General features: G+C 41.5%; 27 protein-coding genes, 2 tRNA genes and 1 pseudogene. 17 read left to right on the top strand and 13 right to left on the bottom strand.

The annotated features are described in order from the left end of the window. A pseudogene (locus IM515_RS16395) lies at positions 1–240 on the top strand (hypothetical protein); the annotation flags it as partial. Positions 241–476: 236 nt separating this feature from the next. Here the strand turns inward: IM515_RS16395 and IM515_RS16390 are convergent. The 3 genes from IM515_RS16390 to IM515_RS16380 form a co-directional block, all read right to left on the bottom strand. Next, positions 477–1,910 carry a hypothetical protein gene (locus IM515_RS16390; RefSeq protein ID WP_287627616.1) on the bottom strand — a complete coding sequence of 478 codons (1,434 nt, stop codon included), beginning with the start codon at positions 1,908–1,910 and terminating at the stop codon, positions 477–479. Between the two features lie 277 nt (positions 1,911–2,187). Then, complete coding sequence (locus tag IM515_RS16385; protein ID WP_002789779.1) at positions 2,188–2,526, bottom strand: DUF2442 domain-containing protein; 339 nt, start codon at positions 2,524–2,526, stop codon at positions 2,188–2,190. Next, positions 2,480–2,737 carry a DUF4160 domain-containing protein gene (locus IM515_RS16380; RefSeq protein WP_002792623.1) on the bottom strand — a complete coding sequence of 86 codons (258 nt, stop codon included), beginning with the start codon at positions 2,735–2,737 and terminating at the stop codon, positions 2,480–2,482. Before IM515_RS16380 ends, IM515_RS16385 begins: the two co-directional genes overlap by 47 nt. 189 nt (positions 2,738–2,926) lie before the next feature. Between IM515_RS16380 and IM515_RS16375 the strand changes: the two genes are divergently transcribed. Then, positions 2,927–3,160, top strand: a complete 234-nt coding sequence (locus tag IM515_RS16375; RefSeq protein ID WP_149986411.1) for a hypothetical protein — start codon at positions 2,927–2,929, stop codon at positions 3,158–3,160. 25 nt (positions 3,161–3,185) lie between these two features. Here the strand turns inward: IM515_RS16375 and IM515_RS16370 are convergent, their stop codons facing one another. The 4 genes from IM515_RS16370 to IM515_RS16355 are packed head-to-tail and all read right to left on the bottom strand — an operon-like array spanning position 3,186 to position 5,243. Further along, the gene (locus tag IM515_RS16370; RefSeq protein ID WP_002744564.1) at positions 3,186–3,407 is read right to left on the bottom strand and encodes a type II toxin-antitoxin system HicB family antitoxin; all 222 of its coding nucleotides are present in this window, start codon (positions 3,405–3,407) and stop codon (positions 3,186–3,188) included. Between the two features lie 2 nt (positions 3,408–3,409). Further along, on the bottom strand, positions 3,410–3,571 hold the full coding sequence (locus tag IM515_RS16365) for a type II toxin-antitoxin system HicA family toxin (RefSeq protein ID WP_223210878.1): 162 nt from the start codon (positions 3,569–3,571) through the stop codon (positions 3,410–3,412). Positions 3,572–3,619: 48 nt separating this feature from the next. Continuing rightward, positions 3,620–4,315: a metal ABC transporter ATP-binding protein gene (locus IM515_RS16360; RefSeq protein WP_287627618.1), complete on the bottom strand. Its 696-nt coding sequence runs from the start codon at positions 4,313–4,315 to the stop codon at positions 3,620–3,622. A 10-nt stretch (positions 4,316–4,325) separates the two neighbouring features. Beyond that, positions 4,326–5,243, bottom strand: a complete 918-nt coding sequence (locus IM515_RS16355) for a metal ABC transporter solute-binding protein, Zn/Mn family (protein WP_287627619.1) — start codon at positions 5,241–5,243, stop codon at positions 4,326–4,328. Between the two features lie 483 nt (positions 5,244–5,726). Between IM515_RS16355 and mfd the strand changes: the two genes are divergently transcribed. Then, on the top strand, positions 5,727–9,209 hold the full coding sequence (mfd, locus tag IM515_RS16350; RefSeq protein ID WP_287627621.1) for a transcription-repair coupling factor: 3,483 nt from the start codon (positions 5,727–5,729) through the stop codon (positions 9,207–9,209). 652 nt (positions 9,210–9,861) lie between these two features. On the opposite strand, the gene IM515_RS16345 is transcribed toward mfd, so the two are convergent. The 3 genes from IM515_RS16345 to IM515_RS16335 all read right to left on the bottom strand — a co-directional run bounded on the left by IM515_RS16345 (position 9,862) and on the right by IM515_RS16335 (position 12,991). After that, positions 9,862–9,948 (bottom strand) — tRNA-Ser (locus IM515_RS16345). Between the two features lie 116 nt (positions 9,949–10,064). Beyond that, on the bottom strand, positions 10,065–11,162 hold the full coding sequence (locus IM515_RS16340; protein WP_287627622.1) for a glycosyltransferase family 4 protein: 1,098 nt from the start codon (positions 11,160–11,162) through the stop codon (positions 10,065–10,067). Then, positions 11,162–12,991, bottom strand: a complete 1,830-nt coding sequence (locus tag IM515_RS16335; RefSeq protein WP_287627623.1) for a tetratricopeptide repeat protein — start codon at positions 12,989–12,991, stop codon at positions 11,162–11,164. The genes IM515_RS16340 and IM515_RS16335 overlap by 1 nt, the downstream gene beginning before the upstream one ends. 405 nt (positions 12,992–13,396) lie before the next feature. Between IM515_RS16335 and IM515_RS16330 the strand changes: the two genes are divergently transcribed. Both IM515_RS16330 and IM515_RS16325 read left to right on the top strand, forming a co-directional pair. Beyond that, positions 13,397–14,674 carry a M16 family metallopeptidase gene (locus tag IM515_RS16330; RefSeq protein WP_287627625.1) on the top strand — a complete coding sequence of 426 codons (1,278 nt, stop codon included), beginning with the start codon at positions 13,397–13,399 and terminating at the stop codon, positions 14,672–14,674. 3 nt (positions 14,675–14,677) lie between these two features. Then, positions 14,678–15,937: a M16 family metallopeptidase gene (locus IM515_RS16325; RefSeq protein ID WP_287627626.1), complete on the top strand. Its 1,260-nt coding sequence runs from the start codon at positions 14,678–14,680 to the stop codon at positions 15,935–15,937. Between the two features lie 303 nt (positions 15,938–16,240). Here IM515_RS16325 and IM515_RS16320 read toward each other — a convergent pair. Further along, positions 16,241–16,312 (bottom strand) — tRNA-Asn (locus IM515_RS16320). Between the two features lie 147 nt (positions 16,313–16,459). On the opposite strand from IM515_RS16320, the gene IM515_RS16315 reads away from it, so the two are divergent. The 12 genes from IM515_RS16315 (at position 16,460) to IM515_RS16260 (ending at position 21,431) form a co-directional block, all read left to right on the top strand. Then, a complete protein-coding gene (locus tag IM515_RS16315; RefSeq protein ID WP_287627627.1) occupies positions 16,460–16,933 on the top strand; it encodes a hypothetical protein in 474 nt (157 codons plus the stop codon). 541 nt (positions 16,934–17,474) lie between these two features. Further along, positions 17,475–17,876 carry a hypothetical protein gene (locus IM515_RS16310; protein WP_079208937.1) on the top strand — a complete coding sequence of 134 codons (402 nt, stop codon included), beginning with the start codon at positions 17,475–17,477 and terminating at the stop codon, positions 17,874–17,876. 233 nt (positions 17,877–18,109) lie between these two features. After that, the gene (locus IM515_RS16305) at positions 18,110–18,343 is read left to right on the top strand and encodes a hypothetical protein (RefSeq protein WP_004159876.1); all 234 of its coding nucleotides are present in this window, start codon (positions 18,110–18,112) and stop codon (positions 18,341–18,343) included. After that, positions 18,340–18,681, top strand: a complete 342-nt coding sequence (locus tag IM515_RS16300) for a type II toxin-antitoxin system PemK/MazF family toxin (protein ID WP_004159877.1) — start codon at positions 18,340–18,342, stop codon at positions 18,679–18,681. Before IM515_RS16305 ends, IM515_RS16300 begins: the two co-directional genes overlap by 4 nt. A gap of 313 nt (positions 18,682–18,994) precedes the next feature. Then, on the top strand, positions 18,995–19,213 hold the full coding sequence (locus IM515_RS16295) for a hypothetical protein (protein WP_004159878.1): 219 nt from the start codon (positions 18,995–18,997) through the stop codon (positions 19,211–19,213). After that, positions 19,206–19,490 carry a type II toxin-antitoxin system RelE/ParE family toxin gene (locus IM515_RS16290; protein WP_004159881.1) on the top strand — a complete coding sequence of 95 codons (285 nt, stop codon included), beginning with the start codon at positions 19,206–19,208 and terminating at the stop codon, positions 19,488–19,490. The genes IM515_RS16295 and IM515_RS16290 overlap by 8 nt, the downstream gene beginning before the upstream one ends. 117 nt (positions 19,491–19,607) lie before the next feature. Then, the gene (locus tag IM515_RS16285) at positions 19,608–19,880 is read left to right on the top strand and encodes a BrnT family toxin (protein ID WP_002777949.1); all 273 of its coding nucleotides are present in this window, start codon (positions 19,608–19,610) and stop codon (positions 19,878–19,880) included. Then, the gene (locus IM515_RS16280) at positions 19,846–20,067 is read left to right on the top strand and encodes a hypothetical protein (protein WP_002757426.1); all 222 of its coding nucleotides are present in this window, start codon (positions 19,846–19,848) and stop codon (positions 20,065–20,067) included. Before IM515_RS16285 ends, IM515_RS16280 begins: the two co-directional genes overlap by 35 nt. A gap of 166 nt (positions 20,068–20,233) precedes the next feature. Continuing rightward, positions 20,234–20,482, top strand: coding sequence for a DUF4160 domain-containing protein (locus tag IM515_RS16275; RefSeq protein WP_002736965.1), 249 nt, complete (start codon positions 20,234–20,236; stop codon positions 20,480–20,482). A gap of 4 nt (positions 20,483–20,486) precedes the next feature. After that, positions 20,487–20,732 carry a DUF2442 domain-containing protein gene (locus IM515_RS16270; RefSeq protein ID WP_287627628.1) on the top strand — a complete coding sequence of 82 codons (246 nt, stop codon included), beginning with the start codon at positions 20,487–20,489 and terminating at the stop codon, positions 20,730–20,732. Positions 20,733–20,935: 203 nt separating this feature from the next. Further along, positions 20,936–21,190, top strand: a complete 255-nt coding sequence (locus tag IM515_RS16265) for a hypothetical protein (protein WP_287627629.1) — start codon at positions 20,936–20,938, stop codon at positions 21,188–21,190. A 34-nt stretch (positions 21,191–21,224) separates the two neighbouring features. Further along, positions 21,225–21,431, top strand: a complete 207-nt coding sequence (locus IM515_RS16260) for a Txe/YoeB family addiction module toxin (RefSeq protein ID WP_287627631.1) — start codon at positions 21,225–21,227, stop codon at positions 21,429–21,431. 186 nt (positions 21,432–21,617) lie between these two features. Here IM515_RS16260 and IM515_RS16255 read toward each other — a convergent pair whose 3' ends face one another. Then, positions 21,618–21,932 carry a HigA family addiction module antitoxin gene (locus IM515_RS16255; RefSeq protein WP_004159892.1) on the bottom strand — a complete coding sequence of 105 codons (315 nt, stop codon included), beginning with the start codon at positions 21,930–21,932 and terminating at the stop codon, positions 21,618–21,620. 10 nt (positions 21,933–21,942) lie between these two features. Then, entirely contained in the window at positions 21,943–22,224 is a 282-nt protein-coding gene (locus IM515_RS16250) for a type II toxin-antitoxin system RelE/ParE family toxin (RefSeq protein WP_002795678.1), read from the bottom strand. Positions 22,225–23,013: the final 789 nt, after the last annotated feature.

The raw sequence follows: 23,013 nt of genomic DNA, 5'->3' as shown, positions 1-23,013 counted from the left end.
CAACATCTCGACAACATAAAGGAGAAAAGGCTATTTGGCAACGTCGCTTTTGGGAGCATCAAGTTCGAGATGATCGAGATTTTGTTAATCATCTCGAATCCCGTGCATCATGGATTAGTAAACGCTCCGAAAGATTGGCAACACTCCAGTTTTCATCGTTATGTTGAAGAAGGAATTTATGATCAGATGTGGGGGGCTTCAGAAAGGCTGATCTTTGATAGTGATATTGGTATGGAATAAAATGTAGGTTGGGTTTCGTCGCATCAACCGACAAGATCAACTAAAATTTTTCAAAAATTCGGTAGGTTGGGTTAAGGAACGCAACCCAACAAATTAAAAGATAATGGTGTTAATTCGTTTTGGAAAGGGGATATTTTCTGTGTAGAAATGTTGGGTTTCCTTTCGTCAACCCAACCTACAAGATCGGCGATCGCACTTAACCTACAAGATCAGCGATCGCACTTGAATATTAAGTATTAAAACCTTAGAGTTCCCACTATACCAAACGCGGCATCAAATATGTTTCCTGCTGCATCGAAAGTGAACACACGACCCCATAGTGAAATTTCTTGTGCATCAGGATTTGCATTATTATAAGCCGCAGTTATCACTGAGCCAGTGCCCTCGCTAAATCCAACAGTTGTGTAACTACCATTAGAATATGTAACTTTGTAAGTCCTTCCAGCTTGCAATGTACCCATAGGATCTCCCAGACCTGTGTAACCAGAATCATCAAATTTGTTACCAACTTGGTCAAAAGTTACTGTAAACTCACTACCCGATTTAATAAGGTTTATAAAATGATCTGCTGATGTCTCACTTTTTTTAAGAGTTGGCATCGGTACAGGTGGCAGACCTTGAGGATATGAATGACCTATTTTTAAGGCATACACTGCTGGTGTTATTGCCTGAGTAACATCGTTAATTGCCAGTGAAGCGGCGGCTGCTACTATATCCAAATCGGCTTGATAACCATTTGAAGCTTTAACGATATCATTAGGCGTTGTTGGCGCAATAAAGTCGTAACGAGATGAGTTCTGGGAAATATAATTCATAAGATTTAGACCGTCAAGTATCGAGTTTCGCTGATTGGCGCAGATTGATAAGATATCTTTAGCGTGTTGTATATCGGCTAAATTCAGAGGAATTGGACCATTGGCAATAGCAATAGGAGCAAGCGTCACAGAGTAGGGAACTGCATTCTTCTCTGGATTATCCTGGAACGACTGAAGCCATTGTCCTAAAATCTTGTACAACTCCATAGGATCTTGAAGATCATTCGGTACAAGGTTGATGGGACCTCCTTCGTGGTAAAGGGAAATTCTAATTTCGCTTTGGGAGTCACGCATTAGCTTTTCAAATTTTGTTTTGATCTCCGCAGAAAACAGATTATAAGAGCCTCTGAGTTGTCCAGCAATCCTCTCCGATGTGTCGGAATTCGACGCATTGATCTGGATAACCCCAATAAAAAATCCGCCACGCTGTATTCCTCGCACAAACATATTGCCAAAGCGGCTTGAGAATTGATCTGGCTGGTTGACAATCTTTGCTGCATTGTCAGTCAGAGTCGGATCGTCGATTGATTCGATTGGAAGGGTTACAGTAGCAGTAACTGCCATAAAAAGGGAATTACTTTGAATTTTTGCTTCTTTGACGTAGTTAAAACGGGCTGAAGCACGGAATAATCCACATCCCCCAGTAGTTTCAGCATCAATACCCAGTTTGGTTGTTAGCTCAGATGTAGTATGAATGCGTGCGATCTCGATATTGGTTGTCGCCCCCCCAGCGTGAGTAACTCCTGAAATATCTCCATTAACAACCTTGCCCATTGGGCTTCCTGATGGAAAATCAACACCAATACCATGGTCATAGTTATCCATGTAGGGGACTTGCACTTGAATTAAAGCCATAAAGGCACCTCCAAAAATAAGCCGAAGAACTGTCAAGAATCACTGACCAGAATAGTAGCACGCTAGGATGTGTTAGCGTAACGCAGAATAATTACAAATTCGTCATGATTAAAAGCAAAAAAGCGCGTTAAGTAACTATTTTTTAAGTCAAGACGGCAATTAGCGATCGCCGCTCCTGATCAAAAAGCGATCACACCATGAGAAGAAAACCTGATCGCACTAAAGTCCAAAATAATCGCAAATCAGATAATTATTGTTAAGAAAACAATTTAGTCCGTTACATTTCATTAGCGTACCCTACACGATCACCGACTATACTAACCGGTTGCTTGTCGAGGGCAATTTCAAATAAAAATTCGGGGGCAAAGTCTGCTTTGTTTGGCCATTCTATTGTCCGACTATTTACATATACTTTTTGAAATAAGCTTTGATCTTTTAAGGGTTCAAAGATTTCTCCATACAATTCTTGTTCTAAATCTACAATCCCTTCTATTCCATTATTAAAAGTTAGCTTTAATTGATACTTATCCAGATATTCCACACAGATAACATGAAGAAATAGCTCCTTTTTAGGGAAGGGGATCGATTCTGTTAAGAGGTTTTCTTTGACGCGCATTTTCCCAGTTCTCCAATAGTTCAGATTGGTGTAGATCAAGCCACTCCCATATTAAATTTAGTCCTCTTTTGGGCATTTGACCACAAACTTCACCTGTGTGAATCATTATAACCGCTTCATAATCTTGATACTCGGCATGGATATGAGGCGGATTGTGATCGTTATAGTTCATGGTGATTTTTATTCCATAGAAGCTTGATAGAGTGGGCATGAGTAAGAATAGTAATCAAGGTTGCTTTCTAAAAGTTTGCCTTCTATTGTAAGCGATCGCCCCTCCTTCTCAAAAAACGATCGCCTCTTCTCATCCCCAAAAAGCGACCACACGATGAAAAGAGATTAATTTGTCTAAAAATTTGCTAGACTGGCGGCAATAACGGCTTATTTTAAAGGTGGTAAGTAAATGTGGTGGCAAAGTTCTCGATTAGACCGTATTGAAGCCAATATGGAGCGTATTGATGCAAGAATAGAACGTCTGGCGGAAATCAGTGAGGCAACGAATCGGCGTATTGATCGGTTTGTGGAAGCTACTGCTCAACAAATGGAAGACTCTAAGGCCCGTATTGACCAACTGCAAAAAGGGATGGAACAGCTTCAGCGTGCAGTTGGCTATTTTTTAAGTCAAGACGGCAGTTAGCGATCGCAATTCCCCCAAAAATGCTCTATACAGTGCTTAATGCTTTGATTTTCGCTATCTCTGTTTCTAAGTTGGGAAGTTTTTGATTATATTTTTGGGCTGTTTCTAACCATAAATCTTTTACCATCAGTAATTCTTGTAGGGTTTCTTCTAAGGTTTCACCCTGAGCCAAACAGCCAGATAGTGCTGGAATTTCAGCGACAAAACCGCCTTCTTCACAGGGATAAATAATAATTGGATAATTCATCTTTAGTTATCTCCGATAATTTCAAGGACTCGACGAATATAAACAGATTTTACTTTTTTATTATGAACAGGTATGACCAAAATAATATCATTTCTTTTAAAAATGTGATGGCTACCTGTAATTCGATCAAGGGAAAAGCCTTCTAATTCTAGCAGTTTACAAATATCGTTGAATCTTGCGTTATTAGGACTATTCTTGAAAGGAGAAAACTTTTAACAATACACTTGTTCTAACATAGCGGCAGTGAGAGATGTTTGTCCGTGATAATAGAGACGACGATTGAGACAACCGATCGATTTAACATAGGTAGATAGGGTTCCCAGATCGTGGGAAATAATTAAAATAGTCATCCACTCATTCAATTCTTGCAACAGGGAAAAAATACTAGCACGCATTTGGGGATCGACACTAGCAGTGGGTTCATCTAAAATCAAGAGACGGGGTTCTACTGCTAAAGCGCGAGCGATATAAACCCGTTGGCGCTGTCCCCCCGAAAGTTCAGCAATCGATCTTTTTTTCAACGCTAACATTCCCACACTATCTAAAGCTTTATCTACCCTTACCTCATCTTTTTTACTATAGCCTTGCCAGAGTTTTTTGCTGCTCAATCTCCCCATTTTTACCACCTCACCCACAGTAATGGGAAATGAGCGATCGCATTCAACAAACTGCGGCACATAACCGACTAATTCCCGACCTTTTTCGACACTTTGCCCCAAAATACTGACTTCTCCCCGCCAAGGTTTAATTAATCCCAGTAAAACCTTAAGCAGGGTAGTTTTCCCTCCTCCATTTGGTCCGATAATTCCTAGAAAATCCAGTTCTTGAATAGTTAAATTAATATCTTCGAGGATGGGTTCCTGTTCGTAGCCAGCCCAGAGATTACTAATGGTAATGATCGTTGACATATACAAGCAATTACTGATTTAAAACTGTGGCCATTTTTTGGGAAACTTGTCGCAGGTTTTCACTCCAATTTTCAGCAAAGGCACTGATAGGGATTACCTGTCCCCCAATTTCCCTAGCAATAGTTTCGGCACTTTTCTGACTAAATTCTGGTTGAGTAAAAATAACTTTAATATTCTCTTTTTTGGCCTGTTTGATTAGTTGACTTAACTGGGCAGCACTGGGTTCATTACCGTCGATTTCGATCGCAATCATCTCTAAACCGTAATCTTGGGCAAAATAGCCCCATTCAGGATGAAACACCAGAAACTTTTTGTTTTTAATCCCTGCCAAGTTTTGCCGAATTTCTTGATCTAATGCGTCTAACTCCTGACTGAATTTTTCCAAGTTAGCCCGATAGATAGCTTCCTGACCGGGATCGAGTTGTGCTAGGGTTTGATAAATAGTCTCTGCTTGTGCTTTGACTCGTTTTGGTGATAACCAAATATGGGGATCTAGGGTGTTTTTTCCGGCTTGATGTTTTTCTTCCTTGCTGTGATCATGATCATGATCTGCTGTCAAAGGGATTTTATCTACTCCTTGACTGGTATCGACGATTAACATCTGTTGGTTAACACTGTTTAAGCGATCTTTCCAGGCATCTTCTAAGGATACACCGATTTTAAAGTAGGCTTGCGATCGGGCTGTGGTTTTTAATTGTTCGGGTTTTGGTTCATAGGTGTGGGGATCTGTGCCGGGTTGAATCATGGCATTAACACTGACTCTATCACCGCCGATGCGTTTGACGAAATATTCCTGCGGTACGATACTCACTGTCACCTGTAAGGGTGTCTTTGCTTCCTTTTCCTTGACCGAGGGACCACTACAAGCTGTTAAGCTGGCTATAGTCATTGTTAAAGCGATCGCTGTTAACTGGAATTTTTTACCCATCGGAGTTAACTGAGTCTGATTATGATTCTCATCTTATCACAGTCGATGAGAATCGTTATCATTCTGAAAATATCTCTGTATAGATGTACTGACTTGGTTGGCAATTAAAAAATTTTCTCTTGCCAACCAACGCTTGACATGATATTATATAGATAATGGAAAATCCGTGCGCCTGCGACCCCCCTCTGGTCAAGTCAAATAAAGCCCAAAAAAATTAACCCCAAAAAGTAGTGGGTGAACTGAAAACTCACATCTGATAAGTAGGGAGGCACAATTATTTGTAGGATGGGTTAGCGGTAGCGTAACCCATGCGGGCGTTGGGTTTCATGCTTCAACCCAACCTACGATCATCTTGCTAAGACTGCATCGGAGTGCCAGAGTTGGGAGCAGGGAGAGGAAGCCTGAGCATTTGTACTAAAACTCCCAAGAGGCAGTGTAAATTCAGTAGAGCTTAACTAAAAACCGAGTGCCAATCACTAAAAAATGACTTTTGCCTCCGTTATTCGCAACATTGAAAAATCGCCCTTAACTGCTGAACTTATCCAAAAACTGGAGAAAAACGGCAATTTAACCCTAACCTGCCTTGCCCGCTTACCGAAAGGATTAATAAGCACAGCTTTCGCCCGTTGTCAAGGAAAAAATCTTTTAATTATCTGTGCCAATCTAGAAGAAGCGGCACGTTGGGCGGCACAATTAGAAGCGATGACGTGGAAAGGTGTTTTCTTTTATCCCACCTCGGAAGCTTGCCCCTACGAGACATTTAATCGGGAATCCGAGATGATTTGGGGACAGATGCAGGTATTATCGACAATCAGTCATCAAGATGCCGGAATTGCGATCGTTACCACCGAAAAGGCCCTGCAGCCCCATTTACCCCCTAGAGAGGTTTTCGAGCAATATAGCGATAATTTTGCGGTAGGAAGGGTTATAGAAGCCAAAAAGCTCGATCTAACCCTAGCTAGATTAGGATATGAAAGGGTTCCACTGGTAGAAACCGAAGGGCAATGGAGTCGTCGCGGCGATATCGTTGATATTTTCCCAGTTTCGGCCGAATTACCAGTCAGGTTAGAATTTTTCGGCGATGAATTGGAAAAATTGCGAGAATTTGACCCTGCTACCCAAAGATCGCTGGATTCTATCCCCAATCTGCTTCTTACTCCCACTAGCTTTGCGGCGATGATTGCCCCTTCTCTTCCCCCCACAGTGGCCGATTATCTGGGGGCCGAAGATCGAGAAAAATTAGCTAATGGCATTTATCCAGAGGGAATTGAGCGATTTTTAGGCTTGGCCTTCCCTCAACCTGCCTCTTTATTGGATTATCTCCCCGAAAATACTCTGATTGCCTTTGATGAACTGGAAAGCTGTCAAGCTAGAAGCGATCGCTGGATAGAATATATTGGGGAACGCTGGCAAGAGATAGAACCACCCTTACCGCAAATTCACCGTTCTTTTGGCGAATCTCTGCAAATATCGCTCAAATTTACCCATCTCTACCTCTCGGAAATAGACGATCACCTGTCCGAAAATAGCCTTAATCTCTCCAGTCGTCCGATTCCCACCAATCCGGGGCAGTTCGCCAAACTAGCGGAAATTTTACGGGGAAAAAGAGAGATTTATAGCGGTATTAAACTAAATAAGTATGCTACATGGTTAATATCTGCCCAACCCTCCCGCACAGTCTCGTTATTACAGGAACACGACTGTCCAGCCCAATTTATCCCCAATCCCCTCGATTTTGGCGCGATCGAGCGGTTAATAATTCAAAACACCGCTACAGCCCTAAAATACTCAGGATTAGCTGAATTAGAAGGTTTTATCCTCCCTACCTATCGCATAGTCGTCGTTAGCGATCGAGAGTTCTTCGGACAACATCTTTTAAATACTGCCGGTTACGTCCGCAAACGTCGGCAAGCAGCCTCGGTACAGGTGGATGTGAATAAACTCCGTCCCCTCGATTTTGTAGTACATAAACACCATGGCATCGGACAGTTTATCAAACTAGAAAAGCAGGAAAGCACAATTAGCGGAGTAGTGCAAGGTCGAGATTATCTAGTTATTAAGTATGCCGATGGATTATTGCGGGTTCCTGCCGATTCTGTTGATAATCTCTCCCGTTATCGTCATACAGGTAATCAAGAGCCAGAATTACATAAAATCTCTGGCAAAGCGTGGGAAGCGACGAAAGCTCGCGTCAGGAAGTCGGTTAAGAAGTTAGCGGTTGATTTAATCAATATTTACGCCCAACGCGCCCAAAAATCGGGTTTTGCCTATCCGATGGATAATCCCTGGCAGCGGGAGTTAGAGGATTCTTTTCCCTACCAACCCACTGCCGATCAATTAAAAGCGATACAGGATGTGAAACGGGATTTAGAAAGCGATCGCCCGATGGATCGTTTAGTCTGTGGGGATGTGGGTTTTGGCAAGACAGAAGTGGCGATTCGTGCTATTTTTAAAGCTGTCACCACGGGTCATAAACAGGTGGCTTTATTAGCACCAACAACGATTTTAACCCAACAACATTACCACACCCTAAAAGAACGTTTTGCTCCCTATCCCATTAATGTGGGTTTATTAAATCGTTTTCGCACCAATTCCGAGAAAAAAGATATCGTCCAGCGCTTGAAAACGGGGGAATTGGATATAGTAGTGGGGACGCAGTTGTTATTGAGTAAAGCGGTGGAGTTTAGAGATTTAGGGTTATTGGTAATTGATGAAGAACAGCGTTTTGGGGTCAATCAAAAGGAGAAAATTAAGGCTTTTAAGAGTAATATTGATGTATTAACTTTGAGTGCGACACCGATTCCCCGGACTCTTTATATGTCCCTTTCTGGGGTGCGAGAAATGAGTTTAATTACCACACCTCCCCCCTCTCGTCGTCCTATCCAAACCCACCTTTCTAGTTATAATTCTGATGCGATTAGAACGGCAATTCGCAATGAATTGGATCGGGGGGGACAGATTTTTTATGTAGTACCCAGAATCGAGGGAATTGAAGAAAAAGCGGCAGCAATTCAAGGGATGATTCCGGGTGCTAGAATTGCCATCGGCCATGGTCGTATGGATGAGGCCGAATTAGAGACCACCATGTTAGCTTTTAATAATGGGGAAGCGGATATCTTAGTCTGTACGACTATTGTGGAGTCGGGGTTAGATATTCCCAGAGTTAACACAATTATCATTGAAGATGCCCAAAAATTCGGTTTAGCGCAACTCTATCAACTACGAGGACGGGTGGGGCGATCGGGAGTACAAGCGCACGCTTGGTTACTTTATCCAGCTAAGGGAGAACTAACAGAAACCGCTCGGGAAAGATTAAAGGCAATTCAAGAATTTACCCAGTTAGGATCGGGGTATCAATTAGCAACTAGGGATCTGGAAATTCGCGGTGCGGGTAACTTATTGGGTGCGGAACAATCGGGACAAATGGAAGCGATCGGTTTTGATCTATATATGGAAATGTTACAGGAAGCTTTGCGGGAAATTCAAGGTCAAGAAATTCCCCAAGTGGAGGATACCCAAATCGATCTGAAATTGACGGCATTTATTCCTAATGATTATATATCCGATCCAGAACAGAAAATGGATGTCTATCGGGCGATCGCTACTGCCAATTCTCAGAAAACTTTAGGACAAATTGCCGCGGATTTAGTGGATAGATACGGGGCAATTCCTTCCCCAGTGGCACAATTATTTAAGGTAATTGAGTTAAAACATCTGGCTAAATCCCTCGGTTTTTCGCGCATTAAACCCGATGGAAAACAGCATATTATCCTAGAAACTCCCATGGAGGAACCAGCGTGGAAATTATTACAAGAACACCTACCCCAACATATACAATCACGCTTTGTTTATAGTCCCAAACAGGTGACGGTTAGGGGTTTAGGAACGCTAAAACCGCAACAGCAGTTAGATAGTTTATTGGAGTGGTTAGCTAAGTGTAAAGATGGTTTACCCACGAGGAATTAGACTAAATCCTGTTTGAAAAGTATAGGAGACTGGGTGATGGGGAGCAGTGGGAATTATAAATTAGGGTTTGCTGAATAAGTCCCCAGAGGGAATCTAGAAACCACACAGTTGGCAAAATGGTAGTTTCGTCGCTTAGTTTCTGAATTTTATCTGGCGATCGAAGAGCGAAAGTGCAAGGGTTTTGAGTCCCTCGGATCGATTTCTCAACGTTTTCCTAGTAAAGCGTTCACTGATATTTCGCCAACCCTACTTAGTTGATGATAGGTGGTGCGTTACGACGGATTGTTACCTTCAAGTCAAAGCAGCAATTTTTGCCGTCTAACGCACCCTACTTGTGACTATTTTAGCTAAAAAAGTGCCAAAACCGTTTCCTAGATGATAGGTGGTGCGTTACGACGGATTGTTACCTTCAAGTCAAAGCAGCAATTTTTGCCGTCTAACGCACCCTACTTTTGACTATTTTGGCTAAAAAAGTGCCAAAACCGTTTCCTAGTAAAGCGTTCACTGATATTTAGCCAACCCTACTTAGTTGATGATAGGTGGTGCGTTACGACGGATTGTTACCTTCAAGTCAAAGCAGCAATTTTTGCCGTCTAACGCACCCTACTTTTGACTATAAAAAGCACCTCGTAGATATGAGGTGCTTTGGGGACGGAGAGAGAGGGATTCGAACCCTCGTTAAAGTTACCCCTAAACAGCATTTCCAGTGCTGCGCCTTCAACCGCTCGGCCATCTCTCCAATTTAGGTCACGATCATCCATCCTACAGCAAATGCTGCCGATCTGTCAAATTATTTTTCTTTTTCCGACGATGACCGATCAGGTTACACTTCATCTGGACGGGAAACCCTGTCAGTTAAGCATACTCTAGATATTGATTTAAGATTGCGGCTGTAGCTAGACCGGTTTTTTGCCAACTAAACTCATTGGCTCGTTTTTTGCCTAGATAACTTAATTTTGACTGTAATTGTCGATCTTGAGCGATAATTTTTAGGGCATCGGCTATGGACTCGACTCGATAGGGATCGATTAAAATTGCCGCTGTTGCCGTGACTTCGGGCAAAGATGACAAATTTGAGGTAATGACGGGTGTACCGCAGGCCATAGCCTCTAAAACGGGCAATCCGAAGCCTTCCCAGAGACTGGGGAAGACTAAAGCAGTGGCTTGACTGATAACCTTGGGTAGGTGATCGTAGGGGATATAATCGAGAAATTTAATGCGATCGCTAACTGCTAATTCTCGCGCTTGTTGTTGTAAATTGGGGGTATAACGGCGATCAAAGCTGCCGGCAATCCAAAGATGATAATCGGTTAAATCTGGGGGCAGTTGGGCAAAAGCGGCGATTAAACGCGGTAAATTTTTATAGGGATTGGGACGACCGAGATAGAGAAAATAGGGATGTTCTGGCTTATTATCTTCCATAGGGCGAAAGTGATGATGATCATAGGCTAGGGGAATAGAAGTAATTTTATCGGCGGGAATTTGATAATATTCAGTGATATCTTTGGCCGTTGCCTGGGAGTTACAGATGATATGTTTTGCCTGTTGTAATACCTGCGGCACATAATAACGGAAATATTGGGTTAGGGGGGAAGTAAAACTGGGAAACCGCAGGGGAATTAAATCGTGGACCATGACGACAAAGCGACAATGAGAATTTATCGGCGCTTCCGGGAGGGGAGAAAAGAGTAAATTGGCCTTTAATTGTCGGTAAATTGACGGTAATTGCCACTGAGTCCAGAGTAAGCGTTTTAAATGACCTTTCGCTCCTCGATCGGGGCCGAGACCTTTGGGGATAGAATAACAGTTAAAGTCGGGATAACTATTAGCTGTTAGTAGGGTTGGTTCTAAATTTTTTAGGTAGGGTAAGAGGTTAAGAATGTAGGTACTGATTCCTGTGGGTTGGGGAAAAAGTACCGAGAGATTAATTAATAGGTTATGCTTTGTATTCACTAATTACCCTGTTGATATTTGCTGAGAATTTCTGAGATATATTGGTAGCCTTCCACCCCAAGAGATTTAATCAGGGAGGAACGTTCCTGACTGAAAGTCTGCTCAAAAGCTGCGATATTTTTACCGCGAATAACTGTTAATAGACTAGCAGCTTGTCGCCATTCCACTGCACCGATTTCGTGTAGCCAATACATTCCTAGAGAACCCATATAAATTGCCTGTTCAAAATTCTTGTCTTGATAGTAAGCTTCCCCTAAATAAGTTAGTAATAAACCTTGCAGATATACATCTCCGTAGTATTTGGCAGATTCTAATCCTTGCAGGAGAATATTAATCGCCTCTTGGGTTCTTTCAAGGACAAGATATGCTAAACCTAAACTGCTACAACAAAGGGATTTACTCTGCCAATCTTGGAGACTTTCCGCTAACTTTAATCCCTGTTTTAAATACTCGATCGAACTTTGATAAATTTCGGGATCATATCTCTCTAACTGTTGCGCTTCCTGTACCTGACTATAACCCAAATTAGCCAAAGCGTTAGCCTGTCCTAAACTATTACCCTGTTGACGACTTAAAATTAAAGCTCTCTGACTTAAATTAATCGCTTCTGCATAGTTTTTCTGGATAGCATTGAGACGGGATAAATGGTTTAAATTAGCTATTTCACAAGCAGAGTCCTGCTGTTGACGAGCAATTTCTAAAGCTTGTTGATGACATTCTCTAGCCTGTCGATAGTCGCCACGAATGCGATTAGAATAGGCAATTAAAGTTAAAATTCTCGCCTTTTCTCCCGTGCCTTCCACATAACGCAGAGGAATTGATAAATAATCTAAGGCCTCCTTGAGATAACTGCCAGAAAAGGAGGCAAAAATTCCACCGTATAAAGGAAAATAATCCCGTTGAGCAAAGGTTCTCAGAATTTGTAAAGCCATCTGAAAACAGCCGCGACTATAGAGAGAATTTTTACTAACTTGCTCGAAACTATTGGTTAATAGTGACCAAATTAAAGCAAAGGTGAGAAAGGTAGAAATGGATAATTTGGCTCCCAGTTTTTCGCTATAGATACGCTGGTCAAAAAAGTTAATTAGTCCCCTTTGGATATATTGAAAAACAATAGCAGTTTCTACCCAATCGGTTAAAGTTAAATCCTGAGTAAGAGAATCAAAAGCTTGTTGATTAGCTAAACTTTCTAAGACTCGTTTTAACCAAGAGGGATTAACTTTACTTGCCCAAATTTGCCAGGGTGTCACTCGCTCATTATCATTAGTAAAACCAAGATGGCGATTTTGTTCGTAGAGCCAACTGGTGAGATCATTCGATAAATTTGACCAAGTATTTAACCCCAGATTAATCCCCGTGGCAATTTGCCATAAATCCGCTTCTCCCCGCTGCTGAGAAACTGTCTGTAAATGCTTGGCTAACTGTTGTAATTGTTCTAGGGTTAAAGCATTATTTTGATTGGGATCGATTAAATTTACTAACGTCAGTAAACGATCCTCTCGAGCGATTTTAATCAGATTATCGATCGCCGCTGCAGTGAGATAATTTTGCTGATTGGTTTTTTGATATTTTTCCCATTCACTTTCGATCGTTTCCAAGGCCCGCAAAACCCTAGTCGCTTTAATTTTTGTTTCTAACTGTGAGCGAGTAACGATGATTTGTTCGGTTAAACAACGCTCAAAAATTTCTCCTGTGCCATTTTTTACTCCCTCGGCCAAAAGGTTATAAACCTGTGATTTAGCCCTAATTTTTCCTGCCAAAGTTAGATTGACAATGCGCTCAATTAGTGCATTATAAGTTGCGTTGAAGTTATCTCTATTTTCTGTCATAGGAGGTTTTTCAGTTATCAGTAAACAGTAAACAGTAATCAGTGAACCGAAAACTCATACTAAATCCTGTTTAAAAAGTATAGGAGAGTGGGGTGTGGGGAGAAACAATTCATAACTTGAGAGTCAATCACACTATTAAAAACGGATTTGGTATCACACTAAATCCGGTTATTAAAAACTGATTATTTATTCTCCCTTTTGCATGGGGGCCTTTTGCCTGTCTTGATATGTAGCCTATACTCAACGGATTTGGTATCACATCTGATAACTGATCACTGATCACCGATAAGGCTGATATTTGGGAGAATTGTCTAGAAATCATGACAAAAGTTTTTTAATGGTTGAGCAGGCAAGAGATAAGATAACATATGTATAGAATTTAACAAAAAATCTGGTTAACGGACATTGATCAAGTCGATAGCACAGTGTCAAACAAGTTCTTTTCCCGCTCAGGTATGGCAATTAGATCACGGCTTAACCGTAATTCATCAGTATTTACCCGTGACTCCTGTGGTGGTAGTAGATGTGTGGGTGAAAGCAGGTGCGATCGCTGAACCCGACCCATGGTTAGGTATGGCCCATTTTCTCGAACACATGATCTTTAAGGGGACAAAAAAACTTCCCCCCGGACTCTTTGACTATTTAATCGAAAATTGTGGCGGAATGACTAACGCGGCCACCAGTCACGATTATGCACACTTCTATCTCACCACCAGTGTGGATCAAATTGAACATACCCTACCCCATCTGGCCGAAATTCTCCTCCATGCTGAGATTGACGATGAAGAATTCTATCGGGAAAAAGATGTAGTTTTAGAAGAATTACGGGCCTGTTATGATGATCCCGATTGGATTGCCTACCAAACCCTCTGCGGAAGTATCTATCAAAACCATCCCTACGGACGCTCTATTTTAGGCGATCAACCCCGTTTAGAGCAATTAACCCCCAATCAAATGCGCTGTTTCCATCGCACCTATTATCAACCAGAAAATATGTGTGTGGCGATTATCGGGGGAATTGAACCCCAACCAGCTTTAGAAATTATCCGGCAATCTTTTCGGGAATTTCCCGTCCCCTCAGAATCTCCTGCGAATCTAGTGGCTGCCGAACCCCCCCTGATCGAAATTCGTCGCTCCCAAGTATATTTACCCCACCTAGAACATTCTCGTCTCTTGATGGGATGGATTGGACCAGGATGCGATCGCCTAGAAGATGCCTTTGGATTAGACTTGCTTTCGGTAATTCTTGCTGGGGGACGCTGTTCGCGGTTAGTGCGACAGCTGCGGGAAGAAGCGCAAATCGTCCTCGATATTAACAGTAATTTTTCCCTGCAACGAGATTCCAGTCTCTTTACCATAGGCGCTTGGCTATCTAGCTCACAAATCGGGACAATTGAAGCTATTATCTGTGAACATCTCCAACATCTGCACGATCATCCCGTCACCCCCGCAGAATTACACCGCACTCAACAGTTATTAGCTAACGATTATATTTTCTCCACAGAAACCCCAGGCCAATTAGCCGGACTTTATGGATATTATCAAACCCTGAGAGCTGCCGACCTAGCAACGATCTATCCCCGGGTTATCCAAAGTTTGCAACCATCAGATCTACAGCGTCTGGCTCGTCAGTATCTCTCCCCAGAGCGATATGCTATTACAATAATGCAACCCTGTGAATAAACGATGTCCGCTTCTCCCATTCACCGCTTAACCTTAGAAAATGGCATCACTCTTTTAGTGGTGGAAAATACGGCCGTGGAGTTGGTTGCAGGGAGGATTTTTCTTAAAAATGCGGGTACTCGTTGGGAAAAAACCGAAAAGGCAGGTTTATTTCGTCTTTTAGCTGTGCTGCTCACCAAAGGTACAGAAAAGTTATCTTCCCTAGAAATTGCTGATCGCGTTGAGTCCACAGGGGCCGGTTTAAGCGCCGACACGGGGACCGATTATTTTGTGGTTAGTTTAAAGACCGTTACCAAGGATTTTCTAGATATATTGCGTCTAGCGGCGGAAATTATTCGTTTTCCCAGTTTTCCACCCCCAGAAATCGAATTAGAGAAAAATCTCACCTGTCAAAGCATTCGCTCTCAATTGGAACAGCCTTTTAATGTAGCTTTTAATCAATTACGCGCCGCTATGTACCCAGATCATCCCTATGGTATGTCTTTATTGGGTACGGAGGCAACGGTTTCGCAATTGCAACGGGATGACCTTCTCGCCTATCATAGTCGCTTTTTCCGTCCCGATAACTTGGTAATTAGTCTTTCTGGCCGTATTACCCTAGAGCAAGCAGTAAAAGCAGTGGCGGAAATTTTTGGCAGTTGGTCAATTCCCGATCTTCCTTTATCTAGTTTACCTCCAGCCGCTTTTGATTTTCAGCCCACCTGTTTAACTACCGTCCAAGCTAGTCAACAGGCGATCGTTATGTTAGGATACCCTGGCTCTTCTGTACAAGAGGATGATTATGCCGTTTTAAAATTATTGAGTACCTATCTGGGGAATGGGTTATCTAGTCGTTTATTCGTGGAATTGCGAGAAAAACGGGGATTAGCCTACGATGTTTCTGCTTTTTATCCCACCCGTCTCGATTCTTCCCAATTTGTCATTTATATGGGAACTGCACCCCAAAACATAGCGATCGCAGTGTCGGGATTGCGTCAGGAAGCAGAAAGGTTATATAAAGTAACTTTGAGTGAGGAGGAGTTACAGTCAGCTAAAAATAAGTTATTGGGTCAATATGCTCTCGGTAAACAAACTAACGCCGAAATCGCTCAATTATACGGTTGGTATGAAAGCCTAGGTTTGGGGATTGAATTTGATCGCACTTTCCTCGATTCTATTAATCAGATTACTCCCGAACAAGCGCGATCGGTAGCCAGTAAATATTTTCAAAATCCCTACATTTCTCTAGTCGGTCCAGAAAATGCGATCGCTGAAATTCTCTAAGTAGTCGCACAGAAAACGGGTTTCTCGGAGAAACCCGTTTTCTACTCATGCACTCATGCAAAATGGAGAATAAATAATCAGTTTTTAATAACTGGATTTAGTATCAGGAGATAAGATATAGGAGATAGGTGTTGGGGTTTTAGGGTTTTGGGGTTTTAGTTGAAATTCCCCATTTCCCCATTTCCCCAACCCCCGCTCCCATCTCATAGACAGTCTCAACGAGTAATTTAGATAGTCAACAGCTTAGTTAAAAACATCAAAAAGCAGCAACAAGAAACTATTGCCGCTGCTATTTTTGATTAACTCCCCGGGTGGGATTCGAACCTACGACCAATCGGTTAACAGCCGACCGCTCTACCACTGAGCTACCGAGGAAAGCTACTCACAATTAATAATTATAATCATAAGTCCCTGAATAATGCAAGTGTTTTCTGGATTTTTTCTCAAAAAAATTTCCGGCGCCGGTAGCGGTGGGCGGAGAATCCACTATTGTGGAGATAAGGACACCATTAAGTCTAGTCTATGCTTGCCCATCACCGCCGTCCCGTTTCCTTCTGTCTGCTCTCGACAGATCTACCCATCCTCTCCACTTTAGACACTGCCGCTACCCTCTACCAAAAGGATCGCCACCGGTTTCATCTTCTCCTCAATCAACCACCAGTCGCTCTCCCAGAAATAGAGACACTTAAACCCGAAAATAATCAAAATAAGTTAATTTGGCTAGAAATTTCGGCCAATCGGGTAATTATGACCATGCAGGGCCAAGGAAAATTCGCCTATCGTCATTTTTGGGAGCAAGGGGTTTTTGGTGTCAGTCGCTACTGGTTAAATGCCGAAAGTCCTCAACCGGGTTACGCTTTTCGCCTCCGCAACTATACCCGTAGTCTCCAATTAGAGGGGAATAATTTTCCCGAATATTTGCGTCTAGAGTACGAATTATGGTCAGATAACCTGATTTTAGGTCATTATGTCCTTCATTTGCAAGTACACCAATAAATAGTGCTGGCTGAATAGAGCTAAGTAGCTGGTTATAATTAAATTAAAAATGGATTTTAGGTTTGATCCCCCCTGCCCCCCTTGATAAGGGGGGTGCCGATAGGCGGGGGGATCTGAAAGTTTTTAATACCTATCTACTTAAAAACCTTGTGGGATAAAATTTTTAGACTTTTTGGCCATCAAAAAGTGCCAGCCACGAAAGCGATCGAGTGGCAAAATTTAGGCACTTTTTCCCCGAAAATTAGTTAATTGTGGGGTGGATTGAAGACTTAGTGCTAGATTTCCCGAAAAGTCTATTTTATTTCAGCTTGCTGTTAGGAATCCACTTAAAAGAGGTTGTTTAATCTGGCTAATACGCTCTTGGGTATGATATGGGGAAAAGTTCCGGCGATTGCGCTAAAATGGGGAAATATGCCGAAAGTTTCCACCTATCGTTACTCTGAAGACTGTTAGACAGAAAGTTTTTGTATAATATGTAGTTAGGCGGTGCGAAAGGTCAGTAGTTAAGGAGCGAACCCGGAAAGTAGTAGGAGTACAGCACATGAAGTGGAATTGGAATACACCGGCTTGGGAGACCCCCATCGGCCTTGCCGATGGGGTAGAGCTGTTTTGTTTGCCTGGCAGTATAGTTCCTGAAGAGGGCTGGCCTGACACGTTCTGGCGCCACGTCAGCGAGAGACATCTTCTTCTTGGAGTTGAAGCTCAGCGAGTGATCCGCCTCTTTCGGGAACTTGAGCCAGGCGAGTCGGCCCGTTGCCACTTTCCGCCGTGGGGGCTGGCGTTCTATGAGTGGGATACCCTGCTCTTCGCGGCGACCCTCTGCTACGAATGCAACAACGCCTACATTTACACTGCTCAGGGCAAGGAGCTACGCGCCTTCGATCCAGCTGGGCCGAACGCTGCCCGACTCCGCGACGTTCTGAAGCAGCATCTGCCGCTGTAGTGCGATCGCTATCGCCGTAGGGTGCGTTCCCTAATGCAAGTCCTGCTACAAAGCGATCGCTTGTGGGGAACGCACCATGCACATTGATTGCAGCTGTGAAGTGCGATGCCGAAGAACGTAGTGCGATCGCTGACCTGGTAGAAACCCAACATTACTTTTTCCCAGATTGCCACCCAATATCTGAGTTATAATCAATAATATCCACTCTACACCTTAATCAAATAATTTAACTTATGTCTGCTACAATTCGTGAAGAACTTCACCAACAGATTGACCGATTACCTGATGACATTGTTGAAAAAATTGCCAACTTTACCCGATTAATTTCCCCTGAGCTAAACAACATTTCAGAATATACTAATTGGCAAGATGAAGACTGGCAAAAATTTTCATTAGAGCAATTTTTCAAAGAAGGAGATGAAATTGAATATTTCCTAGAAGATGCTCAAGAAATTTATCAACCATGAAACCAGGTGATATTGTTCTAATTCGTTTTCCTCAAGCAGACTTGAAATCAGGAAAACTTCGTCCAGCCTTAATTATTGCTATTTCACCAAGTCGCCATCGTGATTTATTACTTGCTTTAATTTCTTCTCGTCTCCATCAAGCTACTCTAGGATTTGACGAAATTATTAATACCTCAGATTCTGACTATATTACTACTGGACTTAAAGTGGCTTCTTTAATTCGGCTAGGACGATTAACAAGTGTCGAATCATCTGTAATCAATGCACGTTTAGGAAATATATCACCAGAAAGACTAATAAGGATTAAAAATCTTTTAATCAATTGGCTAAGAAAATAAAATTAGTGCTGTAGGGTGCGTTCCCTAATGCAAGTCCTGCTACAAAGCGCTCGCTTTTGGGGAACGCACCATGCACATTGATTGCAGCTGTCAGTGGGATGCCGAAGAACGTAGTGCGATCGCTGTCATCTTCTTGATTAAACTCTGAAATTGTCATTGCTTGGGATAGGAACGCCAAGGGCGATCGCTTTTTGGGAATGAAGAGGGGTGATCTCTGTGAGTTGGAAAGTTGTCATCGATTCGCGATCGCAGATGTCATTATTGCCCAAGCAGAGTAAAATAAAAGTCTGTATTGAAAAAGGGGAAAGTAACAATGCCGCCAACAATGCAATTTAGTCAAATCTTAGAAATGATTGACTATCTCTCTTTTGATGAACAAGATGACTTGATCAATATTGTTAAACATCGGCAAATCGAAAAAAGACGAGAACAAATTGCTCAAAGTATTTCTCAAGCTCGACAAGACTATCAAAATGGTAATGTTTTTCGAGGAGATGTTGATTCCATTATTGCCGAACTAAACAATGATTAACTTGGTTTTTAGCCAATCATTTAAACGCGCTTTCAAAACAGGGATTAAACGACAACCTGACTTAAAATCAAAAATAGAAGCCAAATTGAGACTACTCGCTGACGATCCCCATAATCCAATATTACGCACCCATAAACTAAAGGGGAAATTGTCAGGTGCTTGGGCTTTTTCTGTTGAATATGATTGTCGAATCATTTTCAATTTTGAATCAAACCCTGAAACCCAAGAAGAAGAGATCAACCTAATTGATATTGGAACTCACGATGAGGTTTATTGAATATGATTTTTTATTATGTTAGCAAGGTTTCGGAGTTGGCGATCGCTTTTTGATGATGGGAAAGAGCGATTATGTATAATCCAAAATATTATGAACTAGATACAAAATCTCGATAAAATGGAGATAGAATGGGACAATAATAAAGCTGCTGCCAACTTGCTCAAGCATAAAATTGATTTTGAAGATGCAAAAAACATTTTTCTAGATCCCAACTGTTTGGAAAGAGAAGATAAACGTGATTATAATGAAACTAGAATTCAAGTAATCGGTATAGTTAATCAAGTAGTTTTATTGGTCGTCTATACCAAAAGAAACGGCAGATACCGCATTATTTCAGCAAGGAGAGCCAATAAAAATGAACGACGACAATATTACCAGAGTCAGACTTGATCCCGAAAATGTTAGTCATGGTAAGACAGATTGGGAAAAAGTTGAAGCAATGACTGAGGAAGAAATTGACAAAGCAGCCGAAGCAGATTCGGACTGTCTCCCCCTATCTCAACAAGAATTAAATGAGTTTCGTCGTACATCAATCACAGATGCCGATCTTGTAGTGCGATCGCTGTCATCTTGTTGATTAAACTTTAAAATTGTCACTGCTTGGGATAGGAACGCCAAGGGCGATCGCTTTTTGGGGATGAGGAGTGCGATTGCTGATCTTGTCGTTTAGGTCGAGGTAACAAAACCCAACAAGCTTTGTTATAATATTTTTGTCATAAAGCAAGACTTATAAAAATAGATTTATGCCAGAAATTACTCGATTTTATGGAATTATCATTAAAATCTTTTTTGCCGATCATCCACCTCCCCATTTTCATGCGATTTATGGAGAATATAACGCCCTATTTAATCTGGAAACCTTAGAAATTATTGAAGGAGACTTACCTAATAGAGCCACAAAAATGGTTGTAGAATGGGCAACAATCTATCAATCAGAATTATTGAAAATGTGGAACACTCAAGAATTTAATAAATTACCACCTTTGAAATAAAACAATGCTTTACCCCAAAATAACATCAGCCGAAATCATTGAAAATTATACTCTATTGGTGCATTTTTCTAATCATCAAGCTAGAAAATATGACTGTGAAAATCTACTAGAAAAAACGATGTTTTCTTCCCTTAAAAACTATGCTTTCTTTAAAAACTTTCAACTTGATCCATCAGGTAGCGGAATCGTTTGGAATGATGAAGTTGATATAAGCGAGTATGAAATTTGGATCAATGGAATTGAACTATGATTGTCGATCTTGTAGTGCGATCGCCGTTATCTTCTTGATTAAACTTTAAAATTGCCATTGCTTGGGATAGGAACGCCAAGGGCGATCGCTTTGGGAAGGATCAATTTTTGGGGAATGGCGATCGCTTTTCTTGTCATCAGTTCTAACTCATGCTGATTTTGATATAATAGCGATAATTGTTTGACATCTTAAGAGAAAAAATCATGATTAGAGCGATTAAACAGAAAGGAATTGTTGGCAGAGAAGGAAAAATAGAGCTTTATTCTGCGGAACTAGAAGAAGGAACGGATGTGGATATCATTATTTTAGTATCTGATTCTGAACCCGATACAACCGAATATCTTCTTTCAACAGAAGCCAATCAGCGTCAATTATCGGAAGCTATTGACAGAATAGAAAATAAAGAAAACTTAGTGACAATTACTACAAAAGAATGGCGTGAAAAATATAGTATTTGATCCGAAAGCTTTTAAATAATTCAATGAATGGGCGATAGAAGACAAAAAACTCTATAAAAGAATCGTTGATTTAATTGATGATATATTGCGCCATCCCTTCTCTGGGATCGGTAAACCCGAACCCTTAAAATATCAACTCAAGGGTTATTGGTCAAGACGCATTAATGATGAACATCGCTTAGTTTATAAAATTACAGAAACAGAAATTATTATTATCAGTTGTAAATTTCATTATGACTAGGCTCAAGGTAATCGCCGTTATTTTGTTGATTAAACTTTGAAATTGTGATTGCTTGGGATAGGAACGCCAAGAGCGATCGCTTTTTGGGCAGCAGCGGGAGCGAGTGCCGATTTTGTAGAGTTCGTCCCATGTACCTTTTACCCTTTTGAAAGTGTTTTAATCTCTGGGACTTAATCTAATTAAAAATCAGGCAATTTGTTCGGAAATACGGGGCTGAATTTGCTGAATAATCTCCTCACGGTTAGATAAAGTCTTCAGATCATAAATTACTTGAAGATTGAGCCAGGAAGCGGCATCCCCCCCAAAATAGCAGGCTAATCTTGCTGCCGTATCAGCCGAAATAGAACGACGTTCTTTAACAATTTCATGAATACGAGATGCAGGAACCTTCAAGGCTAAAGCCAAAGCATTCACGCTCATATTTAGAGGAATCAAAAAATCTTCCCGCAGAATTTCTCCTGGGTGAACGGGTCGCATTTGATTAATAGGACGGTTATTCATAATTAATTATTTATGAGTGATAATCAACAATTTCAACATCAGTAGGTCCATTATTTGTCCAGATAAAACATAATCGAAACTGAGAATTAATCCGAATACTATATTGTTCTTTTCTATCGCCTTTTAAAGCTTCAAGTTGATTGCCTGGTGGAGAGCGCAGAAACTCTAAGGTTTGAGCCGCATCTAATTGAGTCAACTTCCGAATAGCAGTATCTTTGAAACCACGAAAACGAGGCGGATCTCCTCCTTCAAAAAGTAATCGCGTATGCTTGCATCGGAAAGATTGAATCATATTCAAATGCTATTCCGTTTTGCGTAATATGTCAAGCAAGAACATCAACTGATACTAAATCCGTTGAGTATAGGTAACATATTAGGATAGGCAAAAGGCAAGAGGCAAAAGGGGGGCTCTCCCAGCTTTGGTGGATAAAATGTATTCTAAGATACATTTCTCCTGGCGAGGGGGTGGAACGAACCACAAAGACACAAAGGACACAAAGATCGATCGATCCTATGTAAGTTAAACTTATCACACAGAACCTAGAAGAGCCAAAGGGGGAATAAATAATCAGTCTTTAATAACCGGATTTATTGTCAGTATATCCCTAACACCCTTAAAACCCCACACCCAGGAAAAGCTTTTTGCCGCAAACCCTACTTAGGGCTGTGTATAGAGAAGTTGCGAATTGTTAACCTTAGCTTTGCTAGGAAAACAAAACATGGTATTGTGACCCAAGGCCGTAAAAAACGGCCAGCTTTTCAGTCTTTTTAAACATCAGGTCGCTACATTCTACAGCTATTTTCGCTCAAAAAAACCGATTTTCTAGGCATTTCTATGACTTATAGCAGTTTTCATCAGAATGAGGCATGGGCAAGGGGCTTAAACCCTTTGTTGGCAAAACTTGTCGATACCTCAGTAACGTGAAAAGTGCTATATCTTGTTGAAAATCCTTCTACAACCTTTTATTCCTATGAGGAGCGTGCTTGACATCCTCGCCGCCCTAAAAGTGCGGCGATTCCTAAACCTCACGATTTAAGTTTCTGCTTCCACCACCGTCGCATACCACAGTTAAAAAACCAT

This window comes from Microcystis sp. M44BS1, from assembly GCF_020244875.1.
In the GTDB taxonomy this organism is placed as follows: domain Bacteria; phylum Cyanobacteriota; class Cyanobacteriia; order Cyanobacteriales; family Microcystaceae; genus Microcystis; species Microcystis panniformis.
The sequence above is the reverse complement of the archived record's forward strand: the minus strand, read 5'-3'. Positions and strand labels throughout refer to the sequence as shown.

Bases quoted from the DNA above. Each gene is read 5' to 3' on its own strand.
- mfd (WP_287627621.1), top strand. From the start codon at position 5,727: ATGACTTTTGCCTCCGTTATTCGCAACATTGAAAAATCGCCCTTAACT.
- IM515_RS16255 (WP_004159892.1), bottom strand. From the start codon at position 21,932: ATGAATAACCGTCCTATTAATCAAATGCGACCCGTTCACCCAGGAGAA.
- IM515_RS16305 (WP_004159876.1), top strand. From the start codon at position 18,110: ATGTCTGCTACAATTCGTGAAGAACTTCACCAACAGATTGACCGATTA.
- IM515_RS16280 (WP_002757426.1), top strand. From the start codon at position 19,846: ATGAACGACGACAATATTACCAGAGTCAGACTTGATCCCGAAAATGTT.
- IM515_RS16275 (WP_002736965.1), top strand. From the start codon at position 20,234: ATGCCAGAAATTACTCGATTTTATGGAATTATCATTAAAATCTTTTTT.
- IM515_RS16390 (WP_287627616.1), bottom strand. From the start codon at position 1,910: ATGGCTTTAATTCAAGTGCAAGTCCCCTACATGGATAACTATGACCAT.
- IM515_RS16385 (WP_002789779.1), bottom strand. From the start codon at position 2,526: ATGCGCGTCAAAGAAAACCTCTTAACAGAATCGATCCCCTTCCCTAAA.
- IM515_RS16300 (WP_004159877.1), top strand. From the start codon at position 18,340: ATGAAACCAGGTGATATTGTTCTAATTCGTTTTCCTCAAGCAGACTTG.
- IM515_RS16285 (WP_002777949.1), top strand. From the start codon at position 19,608: ATGGAGATAGAATGGGACAATAATAAAGCTGCTGCCAACTTGCTCAAG.
- IM515_RS16360 (WP_287627618.1), bottom strand. From the start codon at position 4,315: ATGTCAACGATCATTACCATTAGTAATCTCTGGGCTGGCTACGAACAG.
- IM515_RS16325 (WP_287627626.1), top strand. From the start codon at position 14,678: ATGTCCGCTTCTCCCATTCACCGCTTAACCTTAGAAAATGGCATCACT.
- IM515_RS16355 (WP_287627619.1), bottom strand. From the start codon at position 5,243: ATGGGTAAAAAATTCCAGTTAACAGCGATCGCTTTAACAATGACTATA.
- IM515_RS16370 (WP_002744564.1), bottom strand. From the start codon at position 3,407: ATGAATTATCCAATTATTATTTATCCCTGTGAAGAAGGCGGTTTTGTC.
- IM515_RS16250 (WP_002795678.1), bottom strand. From the start codon at position 22,224: ATGATTCAATCTTTCCGATGCAAGCATACGCGATTACTTTTTGAAGGA.
- IM515_RS16265 (WP_287627629.1), top strand. From the start codon at position 20,936: ATGATTAGAGCGATTAAACAGAAAGGAATTGTTGGCAGAGAAGGAAAA.
- IM515_RS16310 (WP_079208937.1), top strand. From the start codon at position 17,475: ATGAAGTGGAATTGGAATACACCGGCTTGGGAGACCCCCATCGGCCTT.
- IM515_RS16290 (WP_004159881.1), top strand. From the start codon at position 19,206: ATGATTAACTTGGTTTTTAGCCAATCATTTAAACGCGCTTTCAAAACA.
- IM515_RS16335 (WP_287627623.1), bottom strand. From the start codon at position 12,991: ATGACAGAAAATAGAGATAACTTCAACGCAACTTATAATGCACTAATT.
- IM515_RS16295 (WP_004159878.1), top strand. From the start codon at position 18,995: ATGCCGCCAACAATGCAATTTAGTCAAATCTTAGAAATGATTGACTAT.
- IM515_RS16315 (WP_287627627.1), top strand. From the start codon at position 16,460: ATGCTTGCCCATCACCGCCGTCCCGTTTCCTTCTGTCTGCTCTCGACA.
- IM515_RS16270 (WP_287627628.1), top strand. From the start codon at position 20,487: ATGCTTTACCCCAAAATAACATCAGCCGAAATCATTGAAAATTATACT.
- IM515_RS16375 (WP_149986411.1), top strand. From the start codon at position 2,927: ATGTGGTGGCAAAGTTCTCGATTAGACCGTATTGAAGCCAATATGGAG.
- IM515_RS16380 (WP_002792623.1), bottom strand. From the start codon at position 2,737: ATGCCCACTCTATCAAGCTTCTATGGAATAAAAATCACCATGAACTAT.